Genomic DNA, 14,127 nt, shown 5'->3' with positions numbered 1-14,127 from the left:
CAGTCGCCGAGAGGCCGCGTCAGCGACCGGTCTTCGGGGCCTTCCAGCGGGCGATCCCGCGGGCCACCAGGTTGAGGATCATCACGAAGGCGATCAGCGTCAGCGACGCCGCCCAGGCCCGGTCGTAGGCCGCTCCGGAACCCGCGCTGTTCGCGTACTGCTGGTAGATGTACAGCGGCAGCGAGGCCTGCGCGCCCTCGAAGGGGTTGGTGTTGATGAACGGGTTACCGAAGACGAGCAGCAGGACCGGGGCCGTCTCACCCGCGATACGGGCGACGGACAGCATGATGCCGGTCGTGATGCCGCCGAGCGAGGTCGGCAGGACCACCTTCAGGATCGTGCGCCACTTCGGGACGCCGAGGGCCAGGGAGGCCTCGCGCAGCTCGTTCGGGACGAGCTTGAGCATCTCCTCGGTGGAGCGGACGACCACCGGCATCATCAGGATGGCCAGGGCCAGCGAGCCGGCGAAACCGAAGGGCTGCATCTCGAACTGGAGCATCAGGCTGAGGATGAACAGGCCCGCGACGATCGACGGGATGCCCGTCATGACGTCCACGAAGAACGTGATGGCCCGGGAGAGGTTCCCGCGCCCGTACTCCACCAGGTAGACCGCGGTGAGCACGCCGATCGGGGCCGCTATCAGGGCGGCGAGGCCGACCTGCTCCAGGCTGCCGAGGATGGCGTGGTAGATGCCGCCGCCGGGCTCGGTGTCGGCGACCACGCCCATCGAGTGGGTCAGGAAGTAGACGTCGAGGACCTTCACACCGCGCGAGACGGTCACCCAGACCAGGGAGACCAGCGGGACGACGGCGAGCAGGAAGGCGACCCAGACCAGCGAGGTGGCGATCCGGTCCTTGGCCTGGCGGCGGCCCTCCACCCGGGCGGCGATGCCGTAGGTCCCGAGGAGGAACAGCAGTGCCGCGATCAGGCCCCACTGGGCCTCGCTGTCGAGGCCGGCGGCCAGGCCGATGCCGACCGCGAGAGCGAGCGAGCCGGCCGCGATGGCGTACGGGGACCACTTGGGCAGCCGGGCGCCGCGCAGGGTGCTGACGGTTGCGGTGCTCATGCGTTGGCCCCCGAGTACTCCTTGCGGCGGGCGATGATCGCGCGGGCCGCGCCGTTGACCAGCAGGGTGATGACGAACAGGACCAGACCGGAGGCGATCAGCGCGTCCCGGCCGAACTCGGTCGCCTCACCGAACTTGCTGGCGATGTTCTGGGCGAAGGTGCCGCCGCCCGGGTCGAGCAGGCTGGCCTGGATGTCGAAGGTCGGGGAGAGCACGGTGGCCACGGCCATCGTCTCGCCGAGCGCGCGGCCCAGACCGAGCATCGAGGCCGAGATCACACCGGAGCGGCCGAAGGGGATCACCGCCATGCGGATGACCTCCCAGCGGGTGGCGCCGAGCGCCAGGGCCGCCTCCTCGTTCATCCGGGGCGTCTGCCGGAAGACCTCACGGCTGACGTTGGTGATGATCGGCAGGATCATGATCGCGAGCAGGATGCCGACGGTCAGCATCGAGCGGGGCGCGCCGCCCTGCCAGGAGAAGATGCCGGTCCAGCCGAGGTAGTCGTCCAGCCAGGCGAACAGGCCGGTCATGTTCGGCACCAGCACCAGGGCGCCCCACAGGCCGTACACGATGGACGGTACGGCGGCGAGCAGGTCGATCACGTAGGCGATCGGGCCGCTCAGCCTGCGCGGGGCGTAGTGCGTGAGGAACAGCGCGATGGCGACCGCGATCGGGACCGCGATGACCATGGCGACGATCGAGGAGACGACCGTGCCGAAGGCGAGCACCGCGATGCCGAAGACCGGCGGGTTGAGGCTGGTGTTCCACTCGAAGGTGGTCAGGAAGTTGCCGTCGTCCTTGCTGATCGCGAGGGACGCGCGGTAGGTCAGGAAGACCGCGATCGCGGCCATGACCACCAGCAGGAAGATGCCCGAGCCGCGGGACAGCGCGAGGAAGACGCGGTCGCCGGGGCGGGTGGCGCCGTGCGCCACGCGCTTCTGCTCGGTCGGGCTGGGCTGTGGGGTGGGAGGCGGGGCGTCGGTTGTCAGTGTGGTGTCCATCGGGTTCTCCGGTCTGCGGAGTCGTACGGGCGTACGACTCCTGGCGGCGGTGCACCGGACGGTGCGGTCCGGTCCGGGGCACTTCCGTCCCCGGGCCGGACCGCACACTCAGCTCAGCTCAGGCCCTCGATGGTGGTGCGGACCTTGGCGATGATGTCGTCGGGGATCGGGGCGTAGCCGGCGTCCGCCAGCTGGCCCTGGCCGTCCTCGGAGGCGATGTAGCGCAGGAACGCCTTCGTGGTGGGCAGGGTGTCGGCCTTGTTGCCCTTGTCGCAGACGATCTCGTACGTCACCAGGGTGATCGGGTAGGCGCCGTCGGCCTTGGTGGCGTAGTCCAGCTTCAGGGACAGGTCCTTGCCGGTGCCGACGACCTTGGCGGCCGCGATCGCCTTGGTGGCGTTGTCGACGGTGGCCTCGACCGGGGCGGAGGCGCCGGTGTCGATGGTGACCGGGACGATGCCGTCCTTGGCGTACGACAGCTCCATGTAGGAGATGGCGCCGGAGGTCTGCTTGACCTGCTGGGCGACACCGGAGGAGCCGGAGGCCGACTGGCCGCCCTTGGCCTGCCAGGCCTTGCCGCCGGAGTACTTCCAGTTCGCCGGGGAGGCGGCGATCAGGTACTTGGTGAAGTTGTCCGTGGTGCCGGACTCGTCCGAGCGGTGGAACGCCTGGATCTTCAGGTCGGGCAGCTTGGCGTCGGGGTTGAGCTTCTTGATCGCCGCGTCGTTCCAGTTGGTGATCTTGCTGTCGAAGATCTTGGCGAGGGTCTCGGCGTTCAGGACGAGCTTGTCGACGCCCGGGACGTTGAAGCCGACCGCGATCGGACCGCCGACCATCGGCAGGTCGATGCCCTGGCCGCCCTTGCAGACCGACTTGGAGGCGGTGACCTCTTCGGGCTTCAGCGCGGAGTCGGAACCGGCGAAGGCCACCTGACCCTGGGTGAAGGCGGTGACGCCGGCGCCGGAGCCGGAACCCTTGTAGTTGATCTGCACGCCCGAGCAGGCGCCCGTGAAGGACTTCACCCAGGCGTCGATCGCGTTCTTCTGCGCGGACGAGCCGTCAGCGAGCAGCTGGCCCTTGGCGTCGTCGCACTTGATGGAGCTGTTGGCGGCGGTGGCGTTGCTCGAGCCGTCCGAGTTGCCGGTGTCGTCGGAGCCGCACGCCGTGAGGGCCAGGGCGCCGGAGACGGCGATCGCGCCGAGAGCGAGAGCCCGCCGGTTCTTGCGCTGAAGCGTCACTTGAGGGAGTTCCTTCCGAGAGCCGCCGTCCTGAATCCGGCGGCGTGCGAAGACTGGGTGATGCGGACGCGTCCAACAGGTGATCTGCCGAGAAGCGGTCCGCACCGCGTAAGGCCGAAATTAGGCAGAACAGGTGAAGGCGCCGACTGGCGTACATGAACGGGGGGTGAACCCCTGCGGAAGGGGTGGTTAGGTCACGGAAGGCTCACGTCGAGAACACGGGGGCATTCCATTGGGTGGCGCGGTGCGGTGTGCGGGGTGGGGGGTGCGGGGCGTTGCCGGGTGCGGGTTCGTTGTGGCTTGTCGCGCAGTTCCCCGCGCCCCTAGGTGCGGTGCAGGGAGGTCAGTAGGGCGTCTACCAGCGTGCGGTCGTGGGGGTGGGTCAGGTGGGTGCGGGCCGCGTTCGGGGAGAGCCAGAGGATGTGGTCGACCTCGGGGTTCGGGGTGAAGGTGCCCGCTGTCGCCTCCGCGGCCCAGTAGTGGACCTGCTTGGGGCGGCCGTTGGTCAGGTAGCGCACGGTGGGGAGCGGGGTGCCGGGGCGGGCCTCGTAGCCCGTCTCCTCGGCCACCTCGCGCAGGGCGCCCGCGAGAGGGGCCTCGCCGCGCTTCAGCTTGCCCTTGGGGTGCGACCAGTCGTCGTATTTCGGCCGGTGGACCAGGCACACCTCCAGCCCGCCGTCGACGGGCGAGCGGCGCCACAGGACGCAGCCCGCGGCCTGGACCGTGCCGGGGTCGAAAGAGGTCATCGAGGTCCACCGCCTCCGGGTCGACTACGAGGTGCTGACGGTTTCCCGCTGCCACGAACGCTGGAAGGCGAACCTGGCCGCCTCCACCTCGTGGCGCTGGTCGGCGTGGAGCACACCGAGGGCGTACGCCGTCGCCGGCGCGATCCGGGGCGTACGGGCCGCCTGCGCCGCCGCGGCCGCCGCCTCCGAGGCGTCCCGGTGCCGGTCGAGCGCCTCGCCCGCCGCGAGCAGCCGCACGTCGACCGTGTCGCCCGTGTCGTCGGCGAGGACCTCGAGGGCGTACCGGTGCAGGCGCAGCAGCAGGCGGACCTGGTGCCAGGGGGCGTCCTGGGGGTGCGGGGCCGGGTCCGGGGAGAGGCCGTGGACGAGGGCCTCCGCGTTGTAGGGGTGGCCCGCGGTGAGGAGGGGGAGCGCGGCGACGGCGTCCCCGAGTCGGTCCTCGGCGGCTCGGGCGAGCGGGCGCAGGTCCGTGGTCGCGGCCGACTGCACCAGGGGGACCTCACTGGCCAGTACGGCGATGTTGTCGGCGACCGCGTGGAAGCGGGAGGAGCCGAGCGACTGCAGGGCGGTGCTGTGGGCCCGGGTCCGGGCCAGGGTGAGCTGGCGGTCCAGGAGGGCGCCCGCCTTGGCCGCGCCGACGGTGAGGTTGCCCCGGTCGGGGGCGCCGGCGGGGGCGGCCGGGGCCGTCGTGGGCACCGGGGCGGTGCCCACGGTCTGGGCGGGCAGCACCGCCGCCCCCGACAGCCGGTGCAGCGCCAGCAGCAGCCGCTCCAGCCGGGCCTCGCAGGCGTGCTCCGAGGCCAGGGTGCCCGACACCCAGGCCAGTTCGGGCCGCATCCGCTCCGACCAGTCCGCGTCGAGGAGCGGCCGGAAGGTGTGCAGGCTGCCGCTGATGCGGCGGGCCGAGCGGCGCAGCGCCCGGGCCGCGTCGACGGGGGCCTGCGCGCCGCTCGGCGCCGCCGTACCGCCTTCGCGGTACAGCCGCAGGGCGCGGAGGAACTCCGTGGCCTGGGCCCGGAGATAGCGCGCTAGGGCGTCCCCCGTCAGCGGCCCGACGTGCCTGGACTGCGGACCCGTCGGGTCAAGGTGTTGCTGTGCCACGCCGGCGCCTCCGGGCGTCTATGAGCATCTCCTGGACGTTGCGCAGGGGCTGGCCGTCCGCGTCGGTGGCGTGCCGTACCCACTCGCCGTCCGGACCCAGGTGCCAGGAGGCGGTGGCGTCGGACATGCCCGTCTCCAGAAGGCGGTTCAGGGCCGCGCGGTGGGCCGGGTCGGTCACCCTGACCAGCGCCTCGATACGGCGGTCGAGGTTGCGGTGCATCATGTCGGCGCTGCCGATCCACACCTCGGGCTCGCCGCCGTTGCCGAAGCCGAAGACCCGGGAGTGCTCCAGGAAACGGCCGAGGATCGAGCGCACCCGGATGTTCTCCGACAGGCCGGGGACACCGGGGCGGATCGCGCAGATGCCGCGCACCCACACGTCGACCGGCACACCGGCCTGGGAGGCGCGGTAGAGCGAGTCGATGAGCGCCTCGTCCACCATCGAGTTGACCTTGATGCGGATGAACGCGGGGCGACCGGCCCGGTGGTGCTGGACCTCCTTGTTGACCCGCGAGATCAGACCGTCCCTGAGGGACTTGGGGGCCACCAGCAGGCGGCGGTAGGTCTCCCGGCGCGAGTAGCCGGAGAGGCGGTTGAACAGGTCCGAGAGGTCCGCGCCGACCTGCGGGTCCGCGGTGAGCAGACCCAGGTCCTCGTAGAGGCGGGCCGTCTTCGGGTGGTAGTTGCCGGTGCCGACGTGGCTGTAGCGCCGTAGCGTCTCGCCCTCCTGGCGGACCACCAGCGACAGCTTGCAGTGGGTTTTCAGCCCCACCAGGCCGTAGACGACATGGCAGCCCGCCTCCTCCAGCTTGCGCGCCCACTTGATGTTGGCGTGCTCGTCGAAGCGGGCCTTGATCTCGACCAGGACGAGGACCTGCTTGCCGGCCTCGGCGGCGTCGATGAGCGCGTCGACTATGGGGGAGTCGCCCGAGGTCCGGTACAGGGTCTGCTTGATGGCGAGGACGTCCGGGTCGTCGGCCGCCTGCTGGAGGAAGGCCTGCACGGAGGTCGAGAAGCTGTCGTACGGGTGGTGCAGCAGCACGTCACGGGCGCGCAGGGCCGCGAAGATGTCCGGCGCGGACGCCGACTCGACCTCGGCGAGATCGCGGTGGACGCCGGCGATGAACTTCTTGTACTTCAGTTCGGGCCGGTCGAGCGAGGCGATGCGGAAGAGGCCCGTGAGGTCCAGGGGGCCCGGCAGCGGGTACACCTCCGCCTCGGAGATCTTCAGCTCGCGCACCAGCAGGTCCAGGACCTCCCGGTCGATGGACTCCTCCACCTCCAGGCGCACCGGCGGCCCGAAGCGGCGCCGCATGAGCTCCCTCTCCAGGGCCTGGAGCAGGTTCTCGGCGTCGTCCTCCTCGACCTCCAGGTCCTCGTTCCTGGTCAGCCGGAAGGCGTGGTGCTCCAGCACCTCCATGCCCGGGAACAGCTCCTCCAGATGCGCGGCGATGACGTCCTCGATGGGGACGTAACGGCCGGGGGAGCTCTCCAGGAAGCGGGACAGCAGCGGCGGGACCTTGACGCGGGCGAAGTGGCGGTGGCCGGTGACGGGGTTGCGCACGACGACCGCGAGGTTCAGGGAAAGGCCCGAGATGTACGGGAAGGGGTGCGCCGGGTCGACCGCCAGCGGGGTCAGCACCGGGAAGATCTGATGCCGGAACAGGGTGAACAGGCGGGCCTGCTCCTTCTCCTGGAGCTCGTTCCAGCGGACCAGGTGGATGCCCTCCTCCGCGAGTGCGGGGGCGACGTCCTCGTGGTAGCAGGCGGCGTGCCGGGCCATCAGCTCGCGGGAGCGGGCCCAGATCATCTCCAGCACCTCGCGCGGCTGGAGGCCGGAGGCGGAGCGGGTGGCGACGCCGGTGGCGATACGGCGCTTCAGACCGGCCACCCGGACCATGAAGAACTCGTCCAGGTTGCTGGCGAAGATCGCGAGGAAGTTCGCGCGCTCCAGGAGGGGCGTGCTCGGGTCCTCGGCGAGTTCGAGCACGCGTTCGTTGAAGGCGAGCCAGCTGCGCTCCCGGTCGAGGAAACGACCCTGCGGCAGTTGGGCGCCGTCGTACGGTGCCTCCTCGTACGCGTCGAGGTCGGCGTCGATGTCGGGTTCCAGGTCGGAGACGGCCGCGGCGATCGTGTGCGGGCGGTGCGCGGCGATGGAGCCCACGGAGGGCTGCGCGTGCTGGACCTGTGCTGCCTGGGTGTCGGGCTGGCTCATGGATCCATTCTTCCGTGCCAGGGGCGAGACAGGCGCGTCGGACAGCGCGGTCGGGAGCGCGGTGGCACTTCCGTTCCGCGCGGGCCCCTCCCGGGGCGGCGAAGGCTCTGGCACGGCGGGCTGCATTCGCCGAGCCTCGCAAGTCTGTCTGAACCATTGGTTACGGAGACATGGCGTGTGGGACACCGGGGGGCGGATGCGGGGCGTCCGCCCCCTTGCGGGGGTGTCTGTGGGCGTCGGGACCTCGGGGAGGTGTCTGTGGGCGGCCGACTCCGTCACGAGGCGTCTGTGGGCGGCCGACTCCGTCACGAGGCGTCTGTGGGCGGCCGACTCCGTCACGAGGCGTCTGTGGGCGGCCGACTCCGTCACGAGGGCAAGGCCCGACCCAGGAGCAGGCCCGCGAGCGCGCCGACGGAACGGCGAGGGCGAGGAGGGGCGGGGCGTACGGCTCGGAGACGCGCCCGCGAGCGGCGCATGCCCACCGCACCGGCATCGTGACGGCGAGACCCGCGGCCCGGCTCCAGACGGCCCGGGCGGAGGGCCTGCCTGGTCTGCTGGACGATCTGGAGGTACGCGGCGGTCCCGGAGGGCGCTGGAGGAACCCGCAGGTCGGAGAAGCCGGGTGCCGTTGCGTGAACCGATCGGTGGGGCTCGTGCGATGAGGGAGATGTGAGCGAGACGAGAAGCGACGGGGAGCTGCTGCGGGCCGCGGCGGACGGGGACCGGCGCGCCTTCGAGGAGCTGTACCGGCGGTTCGCGCCGTGGCTGACGGCCAGGCTGCGCGGCCGGTGCGCCGACGCGGGCGTCGTCGACGACGTCGTGCAGGAGACGTTCCTGGCGATCTGGCGGGGCAGGGCCCGCTACCGCGAGGAGGGTGACGTGGCCGGCTGGCTGTGGCGCATCGGCTCCCGGCGGCTGGTCGACGCGCTGCGCGGCGACGGGGCGCGCGGCAGGCTGCGGCAGGCGCTGGCCCGGCTGCGGCACCGCGACGAGGCGTCCGCGGAGGAGCGCGTGCTCGCGGGGGTGGAGCACGGAGACCTCGCGGGCGCCCTCGTCCGGCTCTCGCCCGAGCTCCGGGCGGTTCTACAGGCGACGGTCATCGACGGGCTGACCACCCGCGAGGCGGCCGTCGTCCTGGGGATCCCGCCGGGGACGGTCAAGACACGGGCGATGCGGGCCCGGAAGCAACTGCGGGAGGCGCTGGCATGACGGCACACATCGGGACACGGGAGGTGCCGGCATGACCTGGCATGTGGCCGAAGAGGATCTACGGGCCTACGCCCAGGGCGGGTTGGCACCACCGATGCTGTGGTCCGCCGACACCCACCTCGTCACCTGCGGGCGGTGCCGCGAGGTGCTCGCCTCCGTGAGCGACCCGGTCGCCCTGGACGCCGGCTGGGACCGGCTGGACGCCGAACTCGACGTGCCCAGGCGGGGACTGTTCGAGGGGCTGCTGCTGCGGCTCAGCGTCGCGGACCACACCGCGCGGCTGCTCGCGGCGACACCGGTGCTGCGCCGCTCGTGGCTGGCGGCGGTGGTCTTCGTGCTGATGACGACGGTGGGCGCGGTGTACACGGCGGACTCGCCGACGCTGTTCCTCGCCCTCGCCCCGCTGCTGCCGCTCGCGGGAGTGGCCCTGGCGTACGGGCCCGCGCTGGACCCGACGTACGAGATGGCGGTGGTCAGCCCGGTGCACGGGTTCCGGCTGCTGATGATCCGTACGGTCACCGTGCTCACCACCGTCCTGGGCCTCGACGGCCTGGCGACCCTGGCGCTCCCCGGCTACGGCCTGCGCGCTCTGGCCTGGCTGCTGCCCGCGCTGGCCCTCACCGCGACCGGGCTCGCCCTGACCCCCCGGCTGGGCCCGGTGCTCGCGCCGTCCCTCGTCGGCGGGGTGTGGGTCGCGCTGCTGGTCGTCGCCGACGCGAGCGGCGACGGCCCGCTCGTGCCGTTCACGGCGGTGGGCCAGAGCGCCTCCGCCGCCGTCGCCGCCCTCGCGGGCGGTCTGCTCCTTCTCGCCCGTGACCGCTTCGACGTCTCCCACAGGAGTGCCGTATGACACCCACCGTCTCCGCCTCGGGGCTCAGCCTCCACTACGGCGGCACCCGCGCCCTGGACGACGTGTCGCTGCGGCTGACACGCGGCGTCACCGGGCTGCTCGGTCCCAACGGGGCCGGAAAGACCACGCTGTTGCGGGTGATGGCCACCGCCGTGCCCGCCGACCGGGGCGCCTTCACGGTGCTCGGGCACGACCCGGGCACCACGCGCGGCCGGCAGGACGTGCGGCGCCGGCTCGGCTATCTGCCCCAGACCCCCGGGTTCCACCCGGACTTCACGGCCTTCGAGTTCGTCGACTACGTGGCGATCCTGAAGGAGCTCACCGACCGCGCCGCCCGCCACCGCGAGGTGCGCCGGGTGCTGGACGAGGTCGACCTGGGCGAGGTCCGCGCGAAACGCATCAAGAAGCTCTCCGGAGGGATGCGGCAGCGGGTCGCGCTGGCCGCCGCGCTCGTCGGCGACCCGGGCTTCCTCGTCCTGGACGAGCCGACGGTCGGCCTGGATCCCGAACAGCGCATGCGGTTCCGCGAGTTGATAGCGCGGGCTGGCGAGGGGCGCACCGTCCTGCTCTCCACCCACCAGACGGAGGACGTGGCGATGCTCTGTCACCGGGTGGTGGTCATGGCGGGCGGCCGGGTGCGGTTCGACGGCACCCCGGCCGAGCTGACCGCGCGGGCCGCCGGGCGGGTGTGGAGCAGTACCGGACGCGACCCGGGGGCGATGGCGGGGTGGCGCACGGGCACGGGCGCCTTCCGGAACGTGGGCGATCCGCCGCCCGGTGCCGAACTCGTCGAACCCACCCTGGAGGACGGCTACCTGCTCACCCTCGACGGCGCGGTCGCGGAGGTGGCGGCATGAGCGGCACGCTGACGGTGGCGGCACCGCCCGCCGAGCGGACCGAGCCGCGCGAGTCGTGGGCGGCGGTGTGCGCGCTCGCCGCCTTCGAGGCGCGCCGACTGCTGACGAGCGTCACGGTGATCGTCGGCTTCGTGGTGTACATCGCCTGGGTCGTGTGGCGCGCCCAGGACTACGCGGACGGCTACCCGGCCCTCCAGGACGCCGACCGCGCCACCCAGTCCGGGCCCCTGCTGGTCGGTCTCGCGGTGCTGCTGGCGGTGAACCAGGCGGTGCTGAGATCCCGACGGCGCGGCACCGAAGGGCACTTCGGCGTGCTCGTCATGGGAAGGGACCGGCGGACCGTCGCACATGTGCTGTCCCTCCTCCCGGCGGTGCTGCTCACCGCGATGTGCGTGGCGGCGCAGTTCGGCGCACAGGCGCTCAAGTCCACCGCGGTCGGGCACGGTTCGGTCGGTGAGCTGCTGGTGGGCCCGCTGACGGTGCTGCTGTTCGGCGCGGTCGGCGTTCTGCTGGCCCGGCTGGTGGGCTCGGCCTTCGCGGCGCCGCTGCTGATCGTGGTCTTCCTCTTCCTGTTCGTGCTCGGCGCGGCGGCGGTCGGCGGCGGGACGCGCTGGCTGTCCCCGTCGGTGTCCGAAGCGAGCTCCAACGTCTTGCCCTCTGACCTGATAGACCGCCCCGCGGCCTGGCACGCGCTCTATCTCGCCGCCCTGGCACTGAGCCTGGCGCTGTTGGCGGTCCTCCTGGGCGGAAGCCGCGCGTGGACCGTGCGCACCCTGTTCGTCGTGACAGTCGCGCTGACGGTCCTGGGCGGGGTCGCCCAGGGCCAGGGGGTCTCCGCGGCGACGACGGCGGCGCGCGAGCGGGCCACCGCCCACCCCGAGCAGGTGCAGACCTGCGTGGAGCGGGGCGGGTCGCGGTACTGCGCCTTCCCGGAGTGGCGGGCCCGGACCGCGGACTGGGCCTCGGTCGTGGAGCAGGTGCGCTCCCTGGCCGGCGGCCAGGCACACGACCAGCGGGTTCTCGTACGGCAGCGGGTGGACGCCAGATACGGCCTCGAGGGCGACTCCGCGATACCCCCGTCGCGCGCCGCCGGTCAGGTGACGGTCGGCACGTCCTGGGGTGGCAACCGCGTCCCCGAGTTCTCGGCCGCCGTCGCCGGGGTGCTGGTCGCGGGTGACGAGACCGCTGCCTCCGAACTGTGCGACGGCCGCGTGGTCACCGTCATGTGGCTGGCCCTGGCCTGGGAGTCCGACCCGCTCACCCAGCTGAGGCACGTCCGCCTCGACGACAGCGTCACCGGCGCGGCGATCGTGCTGTCACCGACGGAGCCGCTGCCGATGACGGAAGGACAGACCACGGTCGTACGGGAGCTGCTGGAGCGGCCCCGCGCCGAGGTCGAGGCCAAGGTGAAGTCCCGGTGGGCGGAGCTGACCTCGCCGAAGGTGACCACCGAGCGGGTGGCGGAACTGCTCGGGGTGCAGGCGAAGGTGAAGGCGGACTCGTGTGAGTGAGGCGGGCGTGAGGAGCGGGGGCGGGTGCCGTCTGGGTCCGCGGGTCCAGGCCGCGTTCGGGACCCCGGTGGGGTCGGGTGCGGGGTCTGGCGGGGGCGGGTGCGCTGGGGGTCCGCGGGTCCAGGCGACGTTCGGGACCCCGGTGGGGTCGGGTGCGGGGCCGGGCCGGGGCGGGTGCGCTCGGGGTCCGCGGGTCCAGGCGACGTTCGGGACCCCGGTGGGGTCGGGCCGGGGCGAGTGCGCCCGGGGTCCGCGGGTCCAGGCCGCGCTCGGGACCCAGGTGGGTCGGTTGTCGAGGTTCAGGACGGGATGAGGGATACGGGGATGGCGCTCGGGCCAGGTGCGGGGAGTGGCGGAGGTGGCCGGATGTCCGGGCGGACGGTAGTGGGGCGGCGGGGTGCGATGAGGAGGGCGGCGATGGCGCGGAGCGCGGCGGTGGTGCGGGCGTTGCCGGTGCCCGTGGTGCGGACGTTGCCGTGGCGGGCGCTGGGGGCCGCCGGCGGCGTAGGGATGCTGCTCGCGGGGATGGCTCGGTGGGCGGTCGACGGCGATGCGTGGCTGGCCCTCAACCTGTTGCGGGCCGCCGCGCTGGCCTTCGCGCTGGGCCTGGCGTTCGTGCTGGACGACCCGGCCCGGCACACCACCGAGCCGGTACCGACCCGGCGCCCGGTCCGTCAGGCCCTGCGGGCCCTGCTCGTCACCCCGTTCCTGGCGCTTGCCTGGACGGCGGCGGTCCTGCTCGTGCCGCGGGAGATACGTCCGCCGGTGGGCGACGTCACCCTGGAGGCGGCGGGTGCCTTCGCCCTCGCGCTGGCGGTGGCCGCCGTCGCGGTCCGCTTCACCGGGGCCCCCGAACCGGGCCAGGCGGTGGCCGCGGCGGTCCTCACCTCGGCGGTGGTGGTACCGCTGCTGCTGCCGGGACGGTGGGCGATGTTCGTGGGGACCACCGATGAGCGGTGGGCGGCGTCACACGACCGGTGGATGTGGGTGCTGGTGGGAGCGGCGGTGGTGTGGGCGGCGTGCGGACCGGAACGCTTGGGACGCCGGTCGGGGATTCCCCGCTCGTCCAGCGGTTGAGGACAGGGACCAACCGGTCACCGCCGGAACCCATCCCACCCAGCGCACCGACCCCATCCCCGACCGCTCAACGCACCCAGTGCACCCGCCCCCACCGCTCAGCGCACCCACCCCCGCCCCCCGACAGCTCAGCGCACCCAGCGCACCCAGTGCACCCGTCTCCCACAGCTCAACGCACCCAGCGCACCCGCCCCACAACCCCTCAGGCCCGCCCCAGCCTCACGTCTCCGTCCGATACATCAGATCCGTCTCGTACGTCGCGAACCCCAGCCGTTCGTACACCGACACCGCCGCGGTGTTGTCCGCGTCGACGTACAGCATCGCCGTCGGCAGTCCCTGTGCCGCGAGGTGCCGCAGGCCGATCGTGGTGAGGGACTTGCCGAGGCCGCCGCCCTGCGCGCCCGGCTTCACGCCCAGGACGTACACCTCGCCCAGCCGCTCCTCCGCGTGGACCTTGGTCCAGTGGAAGCCGATCAGTTCGGCGCCGCGGAAGGCGAGGAAGAAGCCGGCCGGGTCGAACCAGGGCTCGCCCATGCGGGCGTCGAGGTCGCGCTGGACCAGGGAGCCCTGCTCGGGGTGGTGGGCGAAGGCGGCGGCGTTGACCGCGAGCCAGTCGGCGTCGTCCTGACCGGGGACGAAGGCGCGGACGGTCACGCCGTCGGGGAGCACCGGGTCGGGCAGTTCGAGGCCGGTGAGCGGGCGCCGCATCTGGCGCAGCTCGCGAAAGAGCGTCAGCCCGAGGACCTGGGCGAGGTGCCGGGCCGCGGAGTGGCCGCCGTGGGCCCACACCCGCAGCCGCTTGCCGGAGGCGGCGAGGAGGGCGGCGCCCAGCGCCCGGCCATGACCGTGGCCGCGGTGGGCGGGGTGCACGACCAGTTCCGCGGCCGGTGCCTCCACCGGGTCGGTGTCCTCCAGCTGGGCGTAGCCGACGAGTTCGTCGTCGACGGACAGCAGCAGATGGGAGACGCCCTCGCGGGCGCCGCCGCGCAGCTGGAGCCGTCCCTGCTCCGACACCGCCTGCCGGCCGTCCTCGTGCGCGGCCTCCGCGAGGAGCGCCAGCACCGCTTCGGTGCGGTCCGGGGTGAGTGCCGGATAGGTGTCGATCGAGCGGGAGGTGCCACGGCGTGCGGTGTCGTCGCTGGTCATGCGTACGAGGGTACGGGGGAGCGCCCGCAAAGTGGCGGCAAAGGCAGGGGCAAAGGGAAACCAGGATGTAACCGGGAAACCCCTGTCGCGCTACGCGCGTTGACTTTAGG

Annotated in this window: 12 protein-coding genes; 5 read left to right on the top strand and 7 right to left on the bottom strand. The window is 72.6% G+C overall.

The window, feature by feature from the left end:
• Positions 1-19: 19 nt before the first annotated feature.
• The 6 genes from pstA to ACH41F_RS19520 form a co-directional block, all read right to left on the bottom strand.
• On the bottom strand, positions 20-1,066 hold the full coding sequence (gene pstA / locus ACH41F_RS19545; protein WP_391234022.1) for a phosphate ABC transporter permease PstA: 1,047 nt from the start codon (positions 1,064-1,066) through the stop codon (positions 20-22).
• Positions 1,063-2,067, bottom strand: coding sequence for a phosphate ABC transporter permease subunit PstC (gene pstC, locus ACH41F_RS19540; protein WP_391234023.1), 1,005 nt, complete (start codon positions 2,065-2,067; stop codon positions 1,063-1,065). Before pstC ends, pstA begins: the two co-directional genes overlap by 4 nt.
• Before the next feature lie 113 nt (positions 2,068-2,180).
• A complete protein-coding gene (gene pstS / locus ACH41F_RS19535) occupies positions 2,181-3,305 on the bottom strand; it encodes a phosphate ABC transporter substrate-binding protein PstS (RefSeq protein ID WP_391234024.1) in 1,125 nt (374 codons plus the stop codon).
• Positions 3,306-3,628: 323 nt separating this feature from the next.
• On the bottom strand, positions 3,629-4,051 hold the full coding sequence (locus ACH41F_RS19530) for an NUDIX domain-containing protein (protein ID WP_391234025.1): 423 nt from the start codon (positions 4,049-4,051) through the stop codon (positions 3,629-3,631).
• A gap of 24 nt (positions 4,052-4,075) precedes the next feature.
• On the bottom strand, positions 4,076-5,152 hold the full coding sequence (locus ACH41F_RS19525; protein WP_391234026.1) for a CHAD domain-containing protein: 1,077 nt from the start codon (positions 5,150-5,152) through the stop codon (positions 4,076-4,078).
• Positions 5,133-7,493: an RNA degradosome polyphosphate kinase gene (locus tag ACH41F_RS19520; protein WP_391234027.1), complete on the bottom strand. Its 2,361-nt coding sequence runs from the start codon at positions 7,491-7,493 to the stop codon at positions 5,133-5,135. The genes ACH41F_RS19525 and ACH41F_RS19520 overlap by 20 nt, the downstream gene beginning before the upstream one ends.
• Positions 7,494-8,036: 543 nt before the next feature.
• Between ACH41F_RS19520 and ACH41F_RS19515 the strand changes: the two genes are divergently transcribed.
• The 5 genes from ACH41F_RS19515 to ACH41F_RS19495 all read left to right on the top strand — a co-directional run bounded on the left by ACH41F_RS19515 (position 8,037) and on the right by ACH41F_RS19495 (position 12,871).
• Positions 8,037-8,576, top strand: coding sequence for a sigma-70 family RNA polymerase sigma factor (locus tag ACH41F_RS19515; protein ID WP_391234028.1), 540 nt, complete (start codon positions 8,037-8,039; stop codon positions 8,574-8,576).
• 31 nt (positions 8,577-8,607) lie between these two features.
• Entirely contained in the window at positions 8,608-9,426 is an 819-nt protein-coding gene (locus ACH41F_RS19510; RefSeq protein ID WP_398836719.1) for a zf-HC2 domain-containing protein, read from the top strand.
• Positions 9,423-10,283, top strand: a complete 861-nt coding sequence (locus ACH41F_RS19505; RefSeq protein WP_398836718.1) for an ABC transporter ATP-binding protein — start codon at positions 9,423-9,425, stop codon at positions 10,281-10,283. Before ACH41F_RS19510 ends, ACH41F_RS19505 begins: the two co-directional genes overlap by 4 nt.
• The gene (locus ACH41F_RS19500) at positions 10,280-11,794 is read left to right on the top strand and encodes an ABC transporter permease (RefSeq protein WP_398836716.1); all 1,515 of its coding nucleotides are present in this window, start codon (positions 10,280-10,282) and stop codon (positions 11,792-11,794) included. The genes ACH41F_RS19505 and ACH41F_RS19500 overlap by 4 nt, the downstream gene beginning before the upstream one ends.
• A 417-nt stretch (positions 11,795-12,211) precedes the next feature.
• On the top strand, positions 12,212-12,871 hold the full coding sequence (locus ACH41F_RS19495; protein ID WP_391234032.1) for an ABC transporter: 660 nt from the start codon (positions 12,212-12,214) through the stop codon (positions 12,869-12,871).
• A gap of 219 nt (positions 12,872-13,090) precedes the next feature.
• Here ACH41F_RS19495 and mshD read toward each other — a convergent pair whose 3' ends face one another.
• Positions 13,091-14,017: a mycothiol synthase gene (gene mshD, locus ACH41F_RS19490; protein WP_391234033.1), complete on the bottom strand. Its 927-nt coding sequence runs from the start codon at positions 14,015-14,017 to the stop codon at positions 13,091-13,093.
• Between the last annotated feature and the right edge of the window lie 110 nt (positions 14,018-14,127).

The sequence above is a fragment of the Streptomyces sp. NPDC020489 genome (assembly GCF_044386545.1).
Lineage (GTDB): Bacteria > Actinomycetota > Actinomycetes > Streptomycetales > Streptomycetaceae > Streptomyces.
Note: the sequence above shows the minus strand (reverse complement) of the source record. Positions and strands in the feature narration are given on the sequence as shown.